Genomic DNA, 16559 nt, shown 5'->3' with positions numbered 1-16559 from the left:
GACACATGATCGCACTGGAGAATTACCGATGAGCCGAGTCCGTAAGAACACCCCCGGACGAATCCTGTTCGTGGGATCCGGACCGGGCGATCCGGCACTGCTCACCGTGCACGCACGGGACGTCCTTGCCGCAGCCACCCTCGCCTTCACCGACCCCGACGTCGACAAGGGCGTCACCGTCCTGGTGGGCACCGACCTGGGCGTCGACGCCGAGACCGGTGAGCCGCTCGCCGAGGTCCGTCCCGCACTGGGCGAGCCGGCGGAGGTCGCGAAGACCCTCGTCCACGAGGCGAAGAACGGCCACGACGTCGTGCGCCTGGTGTCCGGCGACCCGCTGACCACCGACTCCGTGATCGCCGAGGTCACCGCCGTCGCCCGCACCCAGGTGCAGTTCGAGGTCCTGCCGGGACTGCCGTCCGCGTCCGCCGTTCCGTCCTACGCCGGTATGGCACTGGGGTCGGGACACACCGAGGCCGACGTCCGCGGCGAGGTCGACTGGGCGGCCCTGGCCGCCGCACCCGGACCACTGGTCCTGCACGCCACGTCGGGTCATCTCGCCGAGACGGCGAGCGCCCTCGTCGAGCACGGCCTGGCCCCGCAGACCCCGGCGGCCATCACGGTCCGCGGCACGACCCGGCAGCAGCGCACCGTCGAGGCCACCCTCGCGACGCTGAACGAGGCCGGTTCCGAACTGGTCGGTTCGCTGGTCGTGACGGTCGGCAAGGTCGTCGCCCAGCGCAACAAGATGTCCTGGTGGGAGTCGCGCGCGCTGTACGGCTGGAAGGTCCTGGTGCCGCGCACCAAGGATCAGGCGGGCGAGATGAGCGACCGCCTCGTCACGCACGGCGCCATCCCGATCGAGGTGCCCACCATCGCCGTCGAGCCGCCCCGCAGCCCGGCGCAGATGGAACGGTCCGTGAAGGGCCTCGTCGACGGCCGCTACCAGTGGGTGGTCTTCACCTCCACCAACGCGGTGCGTGCGGTGTGGGAGAAGTTCGAGGAGTTCGGACTCGACGCCCGTGCATTCTCCGGCGTCAAGATCGCCTGCATCGGTGAGGCCACCGCGGCCAAGGTGCGCTCGTTCGGGATCAACCCCGAACTCGTGCCGTCCGGTGAGCAGTCGAGTGAAGGCCTGCTGGCCGAATTCGCCCCGTACGACGACGTTTTCGACCCCGTCAACCGGGTTCTGCTGCCCCGCGCCGACATCGCCACCGAGACGCTCGCCGAGGGCCTGCGCGAACGCGGCTGGGAAATCGACGACGTCACCGCGTACCGCACCGTGCGGGCCGCGCCGCCGCCGGCCGAGACCCGCGAGATGATCAAGACCGGTGGGTTCGACGCCGTCTGCTTCACCTCGTCCTCGACGGTCCGCAACCTCGTCGGCATCGCCGGAAAGCCGCACGCGCGCACCCTCGTCGCCTGCATCGGCCCGAAGACCGCCGAGACTGCCATCGAGTTCGGCCTGCGGGTGGACGTGCAGCCGGAGACCGCTCAGGTCGGGCCGCTGGTGGAGGCTCTCGCAGAGCACGCCGCGCGGCTGCGCGCGGAGGGCGCACTGCCCCCGCCGCGCAAGAAGTCCCGCGCACGGCGATAGGCGCTACGCGCCCGTGAGTGGTTGAGGAGTCCAGGCACTCCTCAACCACTCACGGGCCCGACGAAGGAGGGCATGTCCTTGTTCCCGACCCACCGGCCGCGGCGGCTTCGCCGGACGCCGGCGCTGCGTCGTCTCGTAGCCGAGACTTCGCTCGAGCCACGGCATCTCGTGTTGCCGATGTTCGTCGCGGACGGTATCGACGAGCCGCGTGAGATCTCGTCGATGCCCGGCGTGTTCCAGCACACGCCCGACTCGCTGCGGCGGGCGGCGACGGAGGCGGCGGAGGCGGGGCTCGGTGGGCTCATGCTCTTCGGGGTGCCGCGTCCCGACGACAAGGACGCCGAGGGTTCGGGCGCGTCCGATCCGGACGGCATCCTGAACCGCGGATTGCGCTGGCTCGCAGACGAAGTCGGGGACGCGACGGTGATCATGGCGGACACCTGCCTCGACGAGTTCACCGATCACGGCCATTGCGGTGTCCTCGACGCGAACGGTGCCGTGGACAACGACCTCACGCTGCAGCGGTACGTCGACATGGCGGTCGCGCAGGCCGAGGCCGGTGCGCATCTGCTCGGGCCGAGCGGAATGATGGACGGCCAGGTCGGCGCCATCCGGAAGGCGCTCGACGGCGCGGGCTACACCGACGTCGGTCAGCTCGCGTACTCGGCGAAGTACGCCTCCGCGTTCTACGGGCCGTTCAGGGAAGCGGTGGGTTCGTCGTTGCAGGGCGATCGCCGTACGTATCAACAGGACTCGGCGAACCGGCGCGAGTCGCTGCGTGAGGTGGACCTCGACGTCGACGAGGGCGCCGACATGGTGATGGTGAAGCCGGCGATGTCCTACCTCGACATCCTGCGCGAGACGGCGGACCGCTCTCAGGTGCCCGTTGCGGCGTATCAGATCTCGGGGGAGTACTCGATGATCACGGCAGCCGCGCAGAACGGCTGGATCGACCGGGACGCCGCGATCCTCGAATCCCTCACCAGCATCCGCCGCGCCGGCGCCGACGTCGTGCTGACCTATTGGGCCACCGAAGCGGCGGGCTGGTTGTGATCGCCGTGGCGGCGGATACGGTGGTGCCATGACCCAGCAGTGGCCACCGACACCGCCGCACCAGGCCCCGCATCAGCAGAGCCCGGCTCCGCACAATTTCCCGTACCCCCCGCCGGTGCCGCAGCCGAAGCCCGAACGCCCGGCACCGGTCGACGTGGGCACCGCGGCCCAGTTGCTGTGGGCGGTGGCCGTGCTCGGTCTGATCCAGGCTCTGGCCGCGATGGTTCTGGTGGTGGGGGAGAAGTCGACGTTCGTCGACGAACTGATGAAGAACCCCGGCTTCACGTCCGGCGAGGTCGACATGACCCGCGACAGCGTGGAAAAGCTGTTCTACGTGGGTATCGGATTCACGGTCGTCCTCATCCTGATCCTCACCGGGCTCTTCGTCCTGTTCGTGCACTTCATGCGGAAGGGCCGGAACTGGGCCAGGATGCTGATCACCATCGCGTGCGTGATGATGGTGGTGTGGACGATCCCGGTGCTCTTCGGCATCGGATCGGACGGAAGCGGAACCGCGCTCGCGCTCGGCGGCGTGCAGATCCTGCAGGCCGTCGTGGCCGTCGGCGCCGTCGTGCTGATGCACCGCAAGGATTCCAACAGCTACTTCCTGAGGTTGCCTCCCTCCGCGGAGTAGCTTCGATTTGCTCGTGAAATATAAAGATGTACCGTGAAGTACGTCACAAGGGCAGAACGGCAGACTTCATTTCGACCGAAGGACTTTTCTCCATGCGCGCTGACGATCGAGCACACGGGTCTCGCAAAGAAGCAATGATGTTCGCGATCATCGTGGCCTTCGTGCTGCTGACTTTGTTGCTCGTCGTGATCCCCGGCGTTCTCTCCTGACGAGCCCCACGCTTTCCTCGCGGACCGCGATGTCGCAGGATGAGCGGGTGAGCGAAACTGCCGTCTTGTTCAGTGAGCCGGGCGCCCGCTGGCGGATGGTGGCGTTCGGTCCGGTGTTCTGCCTGATCGCCTTGATCATCGAACTTCTCACCGGCCCTGTGGTGCACTGGTTCGCGCTGTCGCTGTTCGCGGTGCTGCTCAGCGGGTTCGTCTACGTGCAGGTGGTGGCCGCCCGCAGGCATGCGAGCGTCGAACTCACGACGTCGTCGTTGCGGCAGGGCACCGAAGACCTGCCGATCACCGAGATCGTGAAGATCATGCCCCCCGCCGACCCCGAGTCGTACGAGCAGCAGCCGTGGGAAACCGCCCGGAGTCTGGGCGAACTGTCCGCGGTTCCGCGACGCCGGAAGGGCATCGGACTGCGACTGCGGGGCGGCGCCCTGGTGCAGGCGTGGGCGAAGGACGACGTGGCACTGCGCGCACAACTCGAATCGCTGCTCGCGAAGTCGGCGGGCGGGTCTGCCGAATGAACTGCCGGACCGTGACGGCGGCAGCGGAGTGGCTCGGCGCCGTCGCCGCCCTCGCTGTCGCGGTGTGGTGCTGGAACCACGCCCGGATCACGTCGGAGTTCGGTCCCGTGGCGCCGGGTGCGCCCTCGTTCGAGGGCACCGCGTATTCGGGGTCCTGGATCGCCGTCGCCGCCGGACTGGTGACGGTCGCCGGACTGCTGGTGATCGATTCGGTGCGCAGGCTCCGGCCCGGCCCGGCGGGCGAATCCGCCGAGCCGGCCTCGTCACCGGAAGATCTGGGTCTTGCGGACGGTGTCGGTCCCGGGACCGTCGAGCATCGCGGAGCCGAGTAGCGCCTCGGGAACCCCGAGCCCCTCGATCAACGTCTGCGCGTGCGGCCGCAACGACCGGCATCGTTCGTTGATTCCCCGCTGCACCGCCTTCGACCGCTCCACCGACAGCTGCCGGTGCTCCATGAACCAGGCCTTGTCCTCCTCGATCACGCTCAGCGCGTAGAGGTCGCAGACATCGCTCAACAGGTCGCGGGCGTCGTCGTCCTCGCACTCGTCGATGCCGGCGACGAACGCCTCGAGCACGACCCGGTCGATGTGGGCCTGCGCGGCGTGCAGCACATGATCCTGCACGAAATTGAAGGCGTCGAACGGGTTCTCCTCGCGCTTCTGCGCACCCTGCAGGCGACGGGCGGCGGTCGAGAGCAGGTACTGCTCCCGGTCCTCGAACATGGTCAGCTGGGTGCCGCGGTTGAAGAGGCTGCCGTCCTCCTCGTTGTCCTGCCTCGTGTCGAGGATCGTCTGGATGATCTGCTGGGCGGCGGTGCGCTTCTTGACGACGTCGGAGACCGTGGTGGCCGCGAAGCGCATCCATTCGACGGGGCTCATGCCGCGCACCTCGTCCGCGTAGGACGTGAGCAGTTCCTTCGCCACCAGCTGCGTCAGGACGTGGTTGTCGCCTTCGAACGTGGTGAACACATCGGTGTCCGCCTTCAGTGCCGTGAGCCGGTTCTCGGCCATGTACCCGGCGCCGCCACACGCTTCACGGGCCTCCTGGATCGCGCGGGTGGCGTGCCAGGTGTTCGCAACCTTGAGCCCGGCGGCGCGGCCCTCGAGCTCACGCTGTTCCTGGGGGTCGGCGTCGGCGCTGCTCTGGATCTCGTGCATCGTGGCGACGAGCTCGTTCTGGGCGAACTGCAGAGCGTAGGAGCGCGCGATCAGCGGGAACAGCCTGCGCTGGTGGACGAGGTAGTCCATCAGCAGCACCTCGTCCTCGTCCTGCGGGGCGTTGAACTGCCTGCGCTGCAACGCATATCGGGTGGCGATCGACAGCGCGACGCGAGCGGCGGCGCCGGCGGACCCGCCGACGGTGACGCGTCCGCGCACGAGCGTGCCGACCATCGTGAAGAAGCGGCGGTTCGCGTTGTCGATCGGCGACGTGTACGTGCCGTCCGGCTCGACGTCGGCGTACTTGTTGAGCAGGTTCTCCCGCGGAATTCTCACCTGGTCGAACGTGATTCGGCCGTTGTCGACCCCGGGGAGGCCGCCCTTGTAGCCGCAGTCCGACGTGTGTACGCCGGGGAGGTCGTTGCCGTCCTCGTCCCGGATCGGCACGACGAAGCAGTGCACGCCCCGGGACTCGCCGCCCGTGATCAACTGCGCGAACACGGCCGCCGTGGTCGCGTGCTGCGCCGCGCCGCCGATGTAGTCCTTGCGCGAGGACGGTGTGGGGGAGTGGATGACGAATTCGGCCGTGTCCGGGTCGTACGTGGCGGTGGTCTCGAGTGCCTGCACGTCGCTGCCGTGACCCGTCTCGGTCATCGCGAAACAACCCAGCAGATCCAGGTCGACGAGACGCTTCACGTACGCCTCGTGATGACGCGCCGTGCCGAGGTTCTCGATCGCGCCGCCGAACAGTCCCCACTGCACGCCGGCCTTGACCATCAGCGACAGATCGGACATCGCCAGCATCTCGATGCTCGTGACGGCGGCGCCGGCGTCCCCGGTGCCCCCGTGATCCTTCGCGAACCCGGCGGCCGCGTAGCCGTTGCTCGCGAGCAGGCGCAATTGTGCCAGCGCCTTGGCGCGGGCCTCGTCGAGGTCGGGGGTGTAGTGCGGAGCGAAGTCGGGGGTGCCGGACAATTCCGCCCGGACGCGCTCGCGTACCTCGCGCCAGCGTCCGTCGAGTGTGCTTCTCAGGTGGTCAGCTGTGGTGGCCATGACTCGACAGTAGACGGCCGTCGTGACGGGTTGTGCGGTTCGGTTCGCCGGTACCGGGTACTCCTGCCTCGTGAGTCGTGCCCGCCATCCGATCAGCATCACCACGGCGTCGGTGTCACTCGAGGAACGACATCGGCTACGGGTGCGCAGGTACGTGATCGTGACGGCGGGCAGGCTTCTCGCGTTCGTGTTGTCGGCGGTGGTCTACGGGCTCACCGGCAACCCCTGGGTCGCAGTGGGGATCATCGGCATGTCGATTCCCCTGCCGTGGCTCGTCGCCCTCGTCGTCGACGACCTGCCGCCGTGGGGGTAGGGGATCACCAGAAGCGGCTGCCGGGGCCGCCCTTGAAAGGGCCGACGACCCGGTCGGTGATCCACCCGCCGTAGAAGCCCCCGGTCTGGGGCCGGACCCGCTCCCCGTCGACGAAACAGCCGTCCATCGAGGCCGGCATGACCGCCACGTGCCCGACGAGTGATGCGTATCCGGCAACCGGCTGCGGGTAATGCCACGCCGCACGGTCGGCGACGTGTCCGCCCGCGACGACGTCGAAATAGTCGGCCCGCCCCTTCCACTCGCACACCGTGCTCCCGTCGACCGGACGCAGAACGCCGTCGGCGAAGCACGCCCGCGGCAGGTAGTACGTCGGCGGGTGGCTCGTCTCGAGCAGTCGCAGCGGATTGCGGGTGCGTGCGACGAGCTGCCCGCCGAACCACACCTCGACCAGTTCGTCGCTCCGTTGCACCGCAGGCGGTCGCGGGTAGTCCCACACCGACTCCTGCCCCGGACCGACCGGATCCGGCGCCGGCCGGCCGCCGCTCACCGTACGTCCGCCGACGCGGCCAGGTACCGCATCGGGTCGGGCCAGAACCCGGTGATCAGGTCGGCGAGTCCCGCCGGGTCCGCGATGAGGGGTGTGATGTGGCCGGCACCGTCCACCGTGGCGGCGGCGGCGTGCGGCATCGTCGCCGCAGCGGCCCGTGCCTGCCCGACGGAGATCATCGTGTCTGCGCGGGGAACGATCATCAGCGTCGGTGCCGAGATCCGGGGGAGGAGAGGGCCCAGTCCCTCGCGGTGCAGCATGATCGACTGCATCGCCTCGTGCATGCCCCGCCGCGGCGCCTGCCGGAAGGTCCGGGAGACGGCCTCGAACTGTTGCGGGTGAGTCCGTGAAAGCTCCTTGCCGAGAAGGACGTTCATCACCGCGGTCGTGAGCGGGGGAATCGGCCCGGCGATGCGGTAGGCCCACACCATCGGCACGATCCTGGCACGCTCGGGCCCGGTGAGGGCCTGGACCGGTGTCCCGATCGTGACGACGGTGCGGCACCGGCCGGGACTGTGGGCGGCCGCGACGAGTCCGACGTGTCCACCCCAGGCGTTGCCCACCCAGTCGACGGATTCGGTGACGCCGAGCGCGTCGAGGACGGCGACGGCCGCCGCCGCGCACTCGCCGAGTGTGAACCGTCGCGGCACGGCGGTGCTCGCCCCGTGACCGGGTCCGTCGATCGAGATCAACTGCCGGTGCCCGACCAGGTGGCTGGACAGGGGTGCCCACGTCGTCGAGTCGACGAAAAGGCTGTGCCACAGCACGGTCGGCGGTCCGCTGCCGGTGACGTGGACGGCGAGGTTCCCGACGCTCGTCGGGATCGTGTGGGTGATCGTTCGTGTGTCCATGGGATGCCCCAGGTGAGGGAGGTTCGCGTTTTGCTTCGGAAACCGAAACTTCGGTAACCGTAGTATTCTCCTGTGTCATGGAACGGTCAAGAGGTCTGCCGACCGATCGGCCGGCGGTAGGACAGTTGCTGGTCCGATTGCTGCACGAGTTCCGCCGGGAGTTGAGCGAGCCCATGGCCGCGCGCGGGTACGGCGACATCCGGCCGCCGCATCTGCAGATCTTCGGCAACATCGGCTGGGACGGGCGCCGGCTGACCGAGATCGCCGCCCGGGCCGAATTGAGTCTGTCCGCCGCGTCCGAACTGATCAACGATCTCGAGGAACTCGGATACGTCGAGCGGGTGCCGGACGCGCGGGACCGGCGGGCGAAACTGGTCGTCCCGACCGTGCGGGGGCGGCAGGCGCTGCAGGACGCCGCGGTACGGGTCGCCGAGATCGAGCGCCACTGGGGCAGCCTCGTCGGCCACGACCGGTTCGACGACGCCTGCTACCTGCTCAGTTCACTGCTGGACGAGCTGAATCCCGAGGGTCGCTAGGCGCGCGGCGGAGGGACCGCCGCACGGACGAGCTGGTCGTGACGCAGCGCGATCTGGGTCTGCGTCGCGATGACCGTCGACGAACGAAGCACGTTGTGCCCGTCGACGATCGAGTTGATCACCCGCTGCAGGTCGGCGTGGGTGCGGGCCACCACCCGGACGAGGACGTCGCCGGCTCCGGTGATGGTGTGCGCCTCGAGCACTTCGGGGATGGCCGTCAGATGCTCGACCACGGCGGCGTGCCCGTTACCCTGGGCGATCTCGAGGGTGGCGAATGCGACCACCGGAAACCCCAGCGCCTCCGGGTCGAGGGTGGGTGCCGAGCTGGTGATCACGCCGGTGCGTTCGAGTCGGTCGAGTCGCGCCTGGACGGTGCCGCGGGCCACTCCCAGGCGTCGCGAGGCCTCGAGCACCCCGACCTTCGGTTCGGCGTGGAGCAGGTCGAGCAGCGCGGCGTCGAGTTGGTCGATATTCATCGCACTTCTGGGCAAGATGTACGGTCGATCCGTATTTTCATCCAGCATTGTGTACAGAGTGAACAGCGTCAAGGAGCACCGTTGCGCAGTAGTGTGTGCTGGATCACAGTGAGGTATGACTACCGCCGACATTCGCCTGACGCCCCGTGAGGTGGCCGCGCAGCTGGAGACCGACGAGCTCCGGCAGCTGGTCGGACTCGTCGAACACGACGACGCGTCGGACCCGTTTCCCGTGGTCGCGATGGACGCCGTGGTGTTCGTGTGCGGCAATGCGACGCAGAGCATGCAGTACTTCGTCTCCACCTGGGGCATGACCCTCGTCGCCTATGCCGGGCCGGAGACCGGCCAGCGCTCGCACAAGTCGTTCGTCCTCGAGTCCGGAACGGCACGATTCGTGCTGCACGGCGCCGTGGATCCGAAGAGCCCGCTCGCCGACCGCCACCGGGCCCACGGCGACGGCGTGGTGGACCTGGCCATGGAGGTGCTCGACGTCGACCGCTGCATCGCACACGCACGCGCACAGGGGGCCACCATCCTCGAGGAGCCGCGCGACGTCACGGATCGGCACGGCACCGTACGACTCGCGGCGATCGCCACCTACGGCAGCACCCGGCACACCCTCGTCGACCGCAGCCGGTACGACGGGCCCTACCTGCCCGGGTTCGTCTCGCGCTCCAGCTCTCACGTGGCGCGGCCGGGGAAACCGACACGACTGTTCCAGGCGCTCGATCACGCCGTCGGCAACGTCGAGATGGGCCGGATGGACCACTGGGTGCGGTTCTACAACCGCGTCATGGGATTCACGAACATGGCCGAATTCGTCGGCGACGACATCGCCACCGAGTACTCGGCGCTCATGTCGAAGGTCGTGGCGAACGGCAACCACCGGGTGAAGTTCCCGCTCAACGAGCCGGCGGTGGGCAAGAAGAAGTCGCAGATCGACGAATACCTCGAGTTCTACGGTGAACCGGGCTGCCAGCATCTGGCCCTCGCGACCGGTGACATCCTCGCGACGGTCGACGCGCTGCGCGCCGAGGGCGTCGAATTCCTGGCCACCCCCGACGCCTACTACGAGGATCCGCAGCTGCGCGCCCGGATCGGCACGGTGCGGGTGCCGGTGGAGGAACTGCAGAAACGCGGGATCCTCGTCGACCGCGACGAGGACGGATACCTCCTCCAGGTCTTCACCAAACCGCTCGGTGACCGGCCGACCGTGTTCTTCGAGGTGATCGAACGGCACGGATCGCTGGGGTTCGGTGCAGGCAACTTCCGGGCACTGTTCGAATCCATCGAGCGCGAACAGGCGGCCCGCGGCAATCTGTGATCGCCGGTGGCGCGACACGGCCGGGTCGAGGGATCGGCGGAGTGATCCTGGCCACCCACTACACCCTGTCGTTGGCAAATTCGACAGAACTGGGACACTGGAGGCCGTGACTGTTTCCTCCGGTGACCCCGACGTGCACGCATCCCGCTCCGCCCAGCTCTTCGAGAGGGCTGATCTGGTCATTCCCGGCGGCGTCAACTCCCCGGTACGGGCGTTCCACTCGGTCGGCGGCACCCCGCGGTTCATCAGGGAAGCGTCCGGCTACACGCTCACCGACGTCGACGGCAACGACTACGTCGACCTCATCTGCTCCTGGGGGCCGATGATCCTCGGGCACGCCCACCCCGCCGTCGTCGAGGCCGTGCAGACGGCGGCCACCACCGGCCTCTCGTTCGGCGCTCCCACCGAGGGCGAGATCGAACTGGCCGAGGAGATCGTCCGCCGCGTCGCGCCGGTGGAGAAGGTGCGGCTGGTCAACTCCGGCACGGAAGCCACCATGAGCGCCGTCCGCCTCGCCCGCGGATTCACCGGGCGGACGAAGGTCCTCAAGTTCTCCGGCTGCTACCACGGACACGTCGACGCGCTGCTGGCCGACGCCGGTTCGGGACTCGCCACATTCGGCCTCCCCACGTCGCCCGGCGTGACGGGCGCGCAGGCCGAGGACACCATCGTCGTGCCGTACAACGACCTGGACGCCGTCGCCGCGGCCTTCGCCGCCAACGAGGGCCAGATCGCGTGCGTCATCACCGAGGCCGCCGCGGGCAACATGGGCGCGGTGGCGCCGCAGCCCGGATTCAACGAGGGCCTGCGGACGCTGACCCGCGACAACGGCGCGCTGCTCATCATGGACGAGGTGATGACCGGCTTCCGCGTCAGCTCCGCCGGCTGGTACGGACTCGACGGCGTCGCCGGTGACCTCTACACGTTCGGCAAGGTGATGAGCGGTGGTTTGCCCGCAGCCGCGTTCGGTGGCCGCGCCGACGTCATGGCCCACCTCGCCCCGGCCGGACCCGTCTACCAGGCAGGCACCCTGTCCGGGAACCCCGTCGCCGTCGCCGCGGGTCTCGCCAGCCTCCGCGCCGCGGACCAGGGCGTGTACGACGCCCTCGAGCGCAACAGCGCGACCCTGCGCACCCTGCTGTCCGACGCGCTGACCGCGGCGAGCGTGCCGCACCGCGTGCAGACCGCGGGCACGATGCTCAGCGTGTTCTTCAGCGAAGACCCGGTGACCAACTACGAGGAGGCCAAGGCCGCGCAGACCTGGCGCTTCCCGGCCTTCTTCCACGGACTGCTCTCACGCGGCGTGTACCCGCCGCCGAGCGCATTCGAGGCATGGTTCGTCTCCGCCGCCATGGACGACACAGCATTCTCGATCATCGCCGACGCCCTGCCGTCCGCCGCGAAGGCCGCCGCCGCGGCCGTCCAGCCCTGACGAGTCTTCCCCTCCGGGTGCTCGGCGGCCCCGCCGACGGCACCCACCTGACCTCCCGCCCCGACCCGAGGAACCGCAACGTGACCGAAGCCGATCATCCCGACCACACACAGACCCGCACCATCGTGCACGTGCTCCGGCACGGCGAGGTGCACAACCCGCGCGGAATCCTCTACGGCAGGCTCCCCGGGTTCCGGCTGTCGGTGACGGGTGAGGCGCAGGCCCGCGCGGTGGCGTCGGTGCTGGCCAAGCACGACATCACGCACGTCGTGTCGTCGCCGCTGCAGCGGGCGCAGGAGACGGCGGCCCCGATCGCCGACGCGCACGGCGTCGACATCGCGACCGACGAGAACCTCATCGAGGCCGGCAACGAGTTCGAGGGACTCAAGGTGTCGGTCGGCGACGGCGCGCTGTCCCGTCCCCGGCACTGGTGGAAACTGCGCGATCCCTTCACACCGTCGTGGGGCGAGCCCTACCTGCAGATCGCGCACCGCATGCTGGCCGCCGTCAACACCGCCCGCGTGTCGGCGGTCGGACACGAGGCCGTCGTCGTCAGCCACCAACTCCCCGTCTGGACCCTCCGCCGGTTCCTGCAGGGCGAGCGGCTGTGGCACGATCCGCGCCACCGGCAGTGCGGTCTCGCGTCGCTGACCTCGCTCGTCTACGAGGGCGACACCCTCATCGACATCGTGTACTCGGAGCCTGCGGGCGCGTCGGATCCGAGGGTGACCGGGGCATGAACCGGGGGCGCTTCGCCGGGCTTCTCGCGGTGATCTGTACGGCCGCGGTGGCGCTGTCGGCGTGTGCGTCCGGCGACGACGCCGTGGCCCAGGGCGGCACGTTCGACTTCGTGTCGCCGGGCGGTCAGACGGAGATCTTCTACGACCCGCCTGCCGACCGCGGCACCATCGGCACGGTGTCCGGACCGGATCTGATGACCGAGGGCAAGACCACCTCGCTCGACGATTTCGAGGGCCAGGTCGTGGTCCTCAACGTGTGGGGCCAGTGGTGCGGACCGTGCCGGGGTGAGGCGAACGACCTCGAGCAGGTGTACGAGGAGACCAAGGATCAGGGTGTGTCGTTCCTCGGGATCAACGTGCGGGACAACCAGCAGGACAAGGCGCAGGACTTCGTGATCGACAACAAGGTGTCGTACCCGTCGATCTACGACCCCGCCATGCGGACGATGATCGCGCTGGGCCAGAACTACCCCACGAGCGTCATCCCCACCACGATCGTGCTCGACCGGGAACACCGCGTGGCCGCGGTGTTCCTGAAGGAACTGCTCGCCGAGGACCTGAAGCCGGTGGTCGATCGGGTGGCGCAGGAATCGTGAACACCAGCACCGCCCTTCTCGCCGGCGGCGTCGGCGACGCCTTCCAATCCACCGCGGCAACCGGACCGCTGCTCCTCGCGCTCGGTGCGTGCGTCCTCGCCGGTCTGGTGTCGTTCGCGTCGCCGTGCGTCGTGCCGCTCGTCCCCGGCTACCTGTCCTATCTCGCGGGTGTCGTCGGTGCCGACGCCCCCGCCGTCACCGCGGAGGAAGCAGCAACCCGGACGAAGACCGTGTCGGACGGACGGTTGCGGGTCGCGGGCGCCGCGGCCCTGTTCGTCGCCGGTTTCACCGTGGTGTTCGTGCTGGCCACCGCGTCGGTGTTCGGCGCCATCTCGGCCCTCGCGATCAACCGCGACATCCTGATGCGGGTCGGCGGGGTGATCACCATCGCCATGGGCCTGGTGTTCATCGGTCTGATCCCGGCCCTGCAGCGGGACACGAGGCTCGAGCCGCGGCGCATCTCCAGCCTGGCCGGGGCACCGTTGCTCGGCGCCGTGTTCGCGCTGGGCTGGACCCCGTGCCTCGGCCCGACCCTCGCGGGTGTCATCTCCCTCGCCGCGGGCACCGACGGTGCCACCGCGGCCCGCGGAGTGGCGCTCATCGTCGCGTACTGCCTCGGTCTCGGATTGCCGTTCGTGATCCTCGCGCTCGGCTCGTCCCGCGCGCTGCGCGGTGTCGGCTGGCTGCGCCGCAACGCGCGCACGATTCAAATCTTCGGCGGAATCATGCTGGTGGCCGTGGGCCTCGCCCTCGTCACCGGCGCGTGGGACCAGTTCGTCGGCTGGGTTCGCGACGCCTTCATCTCGGAAGTGACCCTCCCAATATGAGCGACACCCAGACCCCCGAGGCCCCGGAAGCCGCACCGGTACCGCGTCAATCGCTGCCGGGCCGAGCGTTCGCGTTGGTCCGTAACACGTGGCGCGGCCTCACGTCGATGCGCACGGCGCTGGTGCTGCTGTTCCTGCTGGCCCTCGCCGCGATCCCGGGCGCCCTGCTGCCGCAGCGCAGCCTCAACGCGGGCAAGGTCGACGAGTACATCGCGAACCGGCCCACCCTAGGTCCGTGGATGGACAAGCTCGAACTGTTCGACGTGTTCGGCAGTTTCTGGTTCACCGCGATCTACGTCCTGCTCTTCATCTCGCTCGTCGGCTGCATCCTGCCGCGCTGCGTCGACCACGCCAAGGCGCTGCGCACCCGTCCGGTGCCCGCCCCGCGGAATCTCGCGCGACTTCCGCACCACCACGAGGACCGGGTCGACGAGACCCCGGAAGAACTCGCCGCGCGCATCCGCACCCACCTGAAGGGGTGGCGGGTCGAGACCCGCGCGGGCGGGGAACGGGCCGCCCACGACGGCGAGATCACCCTCTCCGCGGAGAAGGGGTACTTCCGTGAACTCGGCAACCTCGTCTTCCACCTGTCGCTCGTCGCGCTGCTCGTCGCGATCGCCGTCGGCAAGCTGTTCGGCTACGAGGGCAACGTGATCGTCGTCGCCAACAACGGTCCGGGGTTCTGCACCACGTCGCCCGCGGTCTTCGACTCGTTCAAGGCGGGCAACACCCAGGACGGCACCGGCATGACGCCGCTGTGCATCAAGGTGAAGGACTTCGCCGCCGACTACCTCGACAGCGGTCAGGCCGAGATGTTCACGTCCAACATCGCCTACCAGGCCGGTGACGACCTCGAGACCAACACCTGGCGGGACGGCCAGTTGCAGGTGAACCACCCGCTGCGCGTCGAAGGTGACCGCGTCTACCTGCAGGGGCACGGGTACGCGCCGACGTTCACCGTCACGTTCCCGAACGGCGAGACCCGCACCGAGACGCTGCAGTGGCGTCCCGACGACGCGACGACGTTCCTGAGCAGCGGCGCGATGCGGTTCGACCCGCCCGGCGGCATGTACACCGACACCGACGAGCGCCGGAAGAACCAGATCGCGATCGAGGGGCTGTTCGCCCCGACCGCGCTGCTCCACGGCAACCTGCTGGCGTCGAGCTACCCGGCGATGAACGACCCGGCCGTCGCCATCGACATCTACAAGGGCGACACCGGCCTCGACACGGGCAACCCGCAATCGCTGTTCTCGCTCAACACGGAACTGATCAACCAGGGCCGCCTCGTGAAGCAGGACCGGGTGAATCTGAAGCCGGGGGAGAGTTCGACCCTGTCCGACGGCACCCAGGTGCGGTTCGACGGCGCCGTGGACTTCGTGAACCTGCAGGTGTCGCACGACCCGGCGCAGCAGTGGGTGCTGGTGTCGGCCCTGACGATGATGGCGGGACTGCTCGTCTCGCTGCTGGTCAAGCGCCGCCGGATCTGGGCCCGCATCTACCCCGCGGACGCCGCCGATCCGGGGCCACGACGTACTGTAGTAGAGCTTGGTGGACTCGCCCGGACCGATCAGGCCGGCTGGGGCGACGAGTTCGGCCGGCTCTGCACCCGTCTGCTCACGGACGACACGAAGCCTGACGCGCAGGAGAGCCAACGATGACGACCAACGAGACACTGGCGCAGTACAGCGACTGGGCCTTCCGATCAGCCTTCACCGTGCTGGTGCTGGCGCTCGTGCTGCTCATCGTGCAGTACGCGTCCACCCGGGCGCAGGCCGTGCAGGACCGGGAACTCGTGTCGGCCGGATCCGGCGCGCGGGCGTCGGAGGCGCCCGGCGTTCCCGGCCGGGTGGTCGAACAGCCGAAGAAGCCCCTGTCCGAGCGTTTCGGCGGCATGGGCGCCGCCGTGCTCGTCGTCGGCACGGTCCTGATCTTCGCGTCGATCGTGCTGCGCGGATTCGCGACCGAGCGGTTCCCGCTCGGCAACATGTACGAGTTCGTGACCATGGCCTGCGCAGCCGCGCTCGTCGTCGGTCTCGCGCTCCTGTCGAAGCCGGCGTACCGGTCGATGTGGGTGTTCCTGCTCGTTCCCGTCCTGATCCTGATGTTCCTCGCCGCCACCGTGCTGTACGCGGACGCGGCGCCCGTGGTGCCCGCGCTGCGGTCGTACTGGCTGCCCATCCACGTCACCATCGTCAGCGTCGGATCCGGTGTGTTCCTCGTGTCGGGCATCGCGAGCCTGCTGTTCCTGCTGCGCATGCGCTACCCGCGCGGCGAGGAGGGGACCGGCGTGTTCGCGCGGATCGCGGAGCGGTTGCCCGACGCGCAGACCCTGGACCGCCTGGCGTACAAGACCACCATCATCGGGTTCCCGCTGTTCGGCGCGGGCGTCATCCTCGGCGCCATCTGGGCCGAGGCCGCGTGGGGCCGATTCTGGGGCTGGGACCCCAAGGAGACGGTGTCGTTCATCGCCTGGGTGATCTACGCCGCCTACCTGCACGCCCGCGCGACCTCCGGATGGCGCGACACCAAGGCCGCATGGATCAACGTGGCGGGCTTCGTCGCGATGCTGTTCAACCTGTTCATCATCAACATGGTGGTGTCGGGATTGCACTCGTACGCGGGCCTGAACTGACGGTCGCCACCGACTGATATCCTTCCGCCGCGACGTCTCCGACCGGTGAGATCCGGTGGGGACGATGGAGACTTCACGAGGGGGACGTTCA

18 protein-coding genes are annotated in these 16559 nt (G+C 68.9%); 14 read left to right on the top strand and 4 right to left on the bottom strand.

Annotated features, from left to right (window positions below):
- Nucleotides 1–28 precede the first annotated feature (28 nt).
- From ROP_RS08565 to ROP_RS08540, 5 genes are all read left to right on the top strand, one after another.
- Nucleotides 29–1594 (top strand): uroporphyrinogen-III synthase, encoded by a 1566-nt coding sequence (locus ROP_RS08565; RefSeq protein WP_005566479.1) that lies wholly within the window; start codon nt 29–31, stop codon nt 1592–1594.
- A 78-nt stretch (nt 1595–1672) separates the two neighbouring features.
- Entirely contained in the window at nt 1673–2647 is a 975-nt protein-coding gene (gene hemB, locus ROP_RS08560) for a porphobilinogen synthase (protein WP_043826380.1), read from the top strand.
- A gap of 28 nt (nt 2648–2675) precedes the next feature.
- Nucleotides 2676–3281, top strand: a complete 606-nt coding sequence (locus ROP_RS08555) for a hypothetical protein (RefSeq protein ID WP_012688930.1) — start codon at nt 2676–2678, stop codon at nt 3279–3281.
- 256 nt (nt 3282–3537) lie between these two features.
- Nucleotides 3538–4020, top strand: a complete 483-nt coding sequence (locus ROP_RS08545) for a hypothetical protein (protein ID WP_043826377.1) — start codon at nt 3538–3540, stop codon at nt 4018–4020.
- Nucleotides 4017–4352: a hypothetical protein gene (locus tag ROP_RS08540; RefSeq protein WP_012688928.1), complete on the top strand. Its 336-nt coding sequence runs from the start codon at nt 4017–4019 to the stop codon at nt 4350–4352. The genes ROP_RS08545 and ROP_RS08540 overlap by 4 nt, the downstream gene beginning before the upstream one ends.
- Here the strand turns inward: ROP_RS08540 and ROP_RS08535 are convergent.
- Entirely contained in the window at nt 4284–6230 is a 1947-nt protein-coding gene (locus ROP_RS08535; protein WP_012688927.1) for an acyl-CoA dehydrogenase, read from the bottom strand. The two genes, ROP_RS08540 and ROP_RS08535, sit on opposite strands and share 69 nt — an antisense overlap.
- Nucleotides 6231–6300: 70 nt before the next feature.
- Here ROP_RS08535 and ROP_RS08530 point away from each other — a divergent pair, with 70 nt between their 5' ends.
- Entirely contained in the window at nt 6301–6543 is a 243-nt protein-coding gene (locus ROP_RS08530) for a DUF3099 domain-containing protein (protein WP_012688926.1), read from the top strand.
- Between the two features lie 4 nt (nt 6544–6547).
- On the opposite strand, the gene ROP_RS08525 is transcribed toward ROP_RS08530, so the two are convergent.
- Together ROP_RS08525 and ROP_RS08520 are read right to left on the bottom strand one after the other, a co-directional pair.
- Nucleotides 6548–7051, bottom strand: a complete 504-nt coding sequence (locus tag ROP_RS08525) for a DUF427 domain-containing protein (protein ID WP_012688925.1) — start codon at nt 7049–7051, stop codon at nt 6548–6550.
- On the bottom strand, nt 7048–7902 hold the full coding sequence (locus ROP_RS08520) for an alpha/beta fold hydrolase (protein WP_012688924.1): 855 nt from the start codon (nt 7900–7902) through the stop codon (nt 7048–7050). Before ROP_RS08520 ends, ROP_RS08525 begins: the two co-directional genes overlap by 4 nt.
- Nucleotides 7903–7979: 77 nt before the next feature.
- Between ROP_RS08520 and ROP_RS08515 the strand changes: the two genes are divergently transcribed.
- The gene (locus ROP_RS08515; RefSeq protein WP_012688923.1) at nt 7980–8438 is read left to right on the top strand and encodes a MarR family winged helix-turn-helix transcriptional regulator; all 459 of its coding nucleotides are present in this window, start codon (nt 7980–7982) and stop codon (nt 8436–8438) included.
- On the opposite strand, the gene ROP_RS08510 is transcribed toward ROP_RS08515, so the two are convergent.
- Nucleotides 8435–8914: an Lrp/AsnC family transcriptional regulator gene (locus ROP_RS08510; protein WP_012688922.1), complete on the bottom strand. Its 480-nt coding sequence runs from the start codon at nt 8912–8914 to the stop codon at nt 8435–8437. The genes ROP_RS08515 and ROP_RS08510 overlap by 4 nt on opposite strands.
- A 115-nt stretch (nt 8915–9029) precedes the next feature.
- Between ROP_RS08510 and hppD the strand changes: the two genes are divergently transcribed.
- From hppD to ccsB, 7 genes are all read left to right on the top strand, one after another.
- Nucleotides 9030–10238: a 4-hydroxyphenylpyruvate dioxygenase gene (gene hppD / locus ROP_RS08505; protein WP_012688921.1), complete on the top strand. Its 1209-nt coding sequence runs from the start codon at nt 9030–9032 to the stop codon at nt 10236–10238.
- A gap of 106 nt (nt 10239–10344) precedes the next feature.
- Complete coding sequence (gene hemL, locus ROP_RS08500; protein ID WP_012688920.1) at nt 10345–11670, top strand: glutamate-1-semialdehyde 2,1-aminomutase; 1326 nt, start codon at nt 10345–10347, stop codon at nt 11668–11670.
- Nucleotides 11671–11750: 80 nt separating this feature from the next.
- The gene (locus tag ROP_RS08495; protein WP_043826371.1) at nt 11751–12410 is read left to right on the top strand and encodes a histidine phosphatase family protein; all 660 of its coding nucleotides are present in this window, start codon (nt 11751–11753) and stop codon (nt 12408–12410) included.
- The gene (locus tag ROP_RS08490) at nt 12407–13006 is read left to right on the top strand and encodes a TlpA disulfide reductase family protein (RefSeq protein ID WP_012688918.1); all 600 of its coding nucleotides are present in this window, start codon (nt 12407–12409) and stop codon (nt 13004–13006) included. The genes ROP_RS08495 and ROP_RS08490 overlap by 4 nt, the downstream gene beginning before the upstream one ends.
- Nucleotides 13003–13833: a cytochrome c biogenesis CcdA family protein gene (locus ROP_RS08485; protein ID WP_012688917.1), complete on the top strand. Its 831-nt coding sequence runs from the start codon at nt 13003–13005 to the stop codon at nt 13831–13833. The genes ROP_RS08490 and ROP_RS08485 overlap by 4 nt, the downstream gene beginning before the upstream one ends.
- Complete coding sequence (gene resB, locus ROP_RS08480; RefSeq protein ID WP_012688916.1) at nt 13830–15494, top strand: cytochrome c biogenesis protein ResB; 1665 nt, start codon at nt 13830–13832, stop codon at nt 15492–15494. Before ROP_RS08485 ends, resB begins: the two co-directional genes overlap by 4 nt.
- On the top strand, nt 15491–16468 hold the full coding sequence (gene ccsB, locus ROP_RS08475; RefSeq protein WP_012688915.1) for a c-type cytochrome biogenesis protein CcsB: 978 nt from the start codon (nt 15491–15493) through the stop codon (nt 16466–16468). The genes resB and ccsB overlap by 4 nt, the downstream gene beginning before the upstream one ends.
- Nucleotides 16469–16559: the final 91 nt, after the last annotated feature.

Source organism: Rhodococcus opacus B4 (genome assembly GCF_000010805.1).
Lineage (GTDB): Bacteria > Actinomycetota > Actinomycetes > Mycobacteriales > Mycobacteriaceae > Rhodococcus_F > Rhodococcus_F opacus_C.
The sequence above is the reverse complement of the archived record's forward strand: the minus strand, read 5'-3'. Positions and strand labels throughout refer to the sequence as shown.

Coding starts and splice junctions, on each gene's coding strand:
- resB (WP_012688916.1), top strand. CDS start 13,830: ATGAGCGACACCCAGACCCCCGAGGCCCCGGAAGCCGCACCGGTACCG.
- hppD (WP_012688921.1), top strand. CDS start 9,030: ATGACTACCGCCGACATTCGCCTGACGCCCCGTGAGGTGGCCGCGCAG.
- ROP_RS08555 (WP_012688930.1), top strand. CDS start 2,676: ATGACCCAGCAGTGGCCACCGACACCGCCGCACCAGGCCCCGCATCAG.
- ROP_RS08520 (WP_012688924.1), bottom strand. CDS start 7,902: ATGGACACACGAACGATCACCCACACGATCCCGACGAGCGTCGGGAAC.
- ROP_RS08565 (WP_005566479.1), top strand. CDS start 29: ATGAGCCGAGTCCGTAAGAACACCCCCGGACGAATCCTGTTCGTGGGA.
- ROP_RS08490 (WP_012688918.1), top strand. CDS start 12,407: ATGAACCGGGGGCGCTTCGCCGGGCTTCTCGCGGTGATCTGTACGGCC.
- ROP_RS08535 (WP_012688927.1), bottom strand. CDS start 6,230: ATGGCCACCACAGCTGACCACCTGAGAAGCACACTCGACGGACGCTGG.
- ROP_RS08515 (WP_012688923.1), top strand. CDS start 7,980: ATGGAACGGTCAAGAGGTCTGCCGACCGATCGGCCGGCGGTAGGACAG.
- ROP_RS08510 (WP_012688922.1), bottom strand. CDS start 8,914: ATGAATATCGACCAACTCGACGCCGCGCTGCTCGACCTGCTCCACGCC.
- ccsB (WP_012688915.1), top strand. CDS start 15,491: ATGACGACCAACGAGACACTGGCGCAGTACAGCGACTGGGCCTTCCGA.
- ROP_RS08540 (WP_012688928.1), top strand. CDS start 4,017: ATGAACTGCCGGACCGTGACGGCGGCAGCGGAGTGGCTCGGCGCCGTC.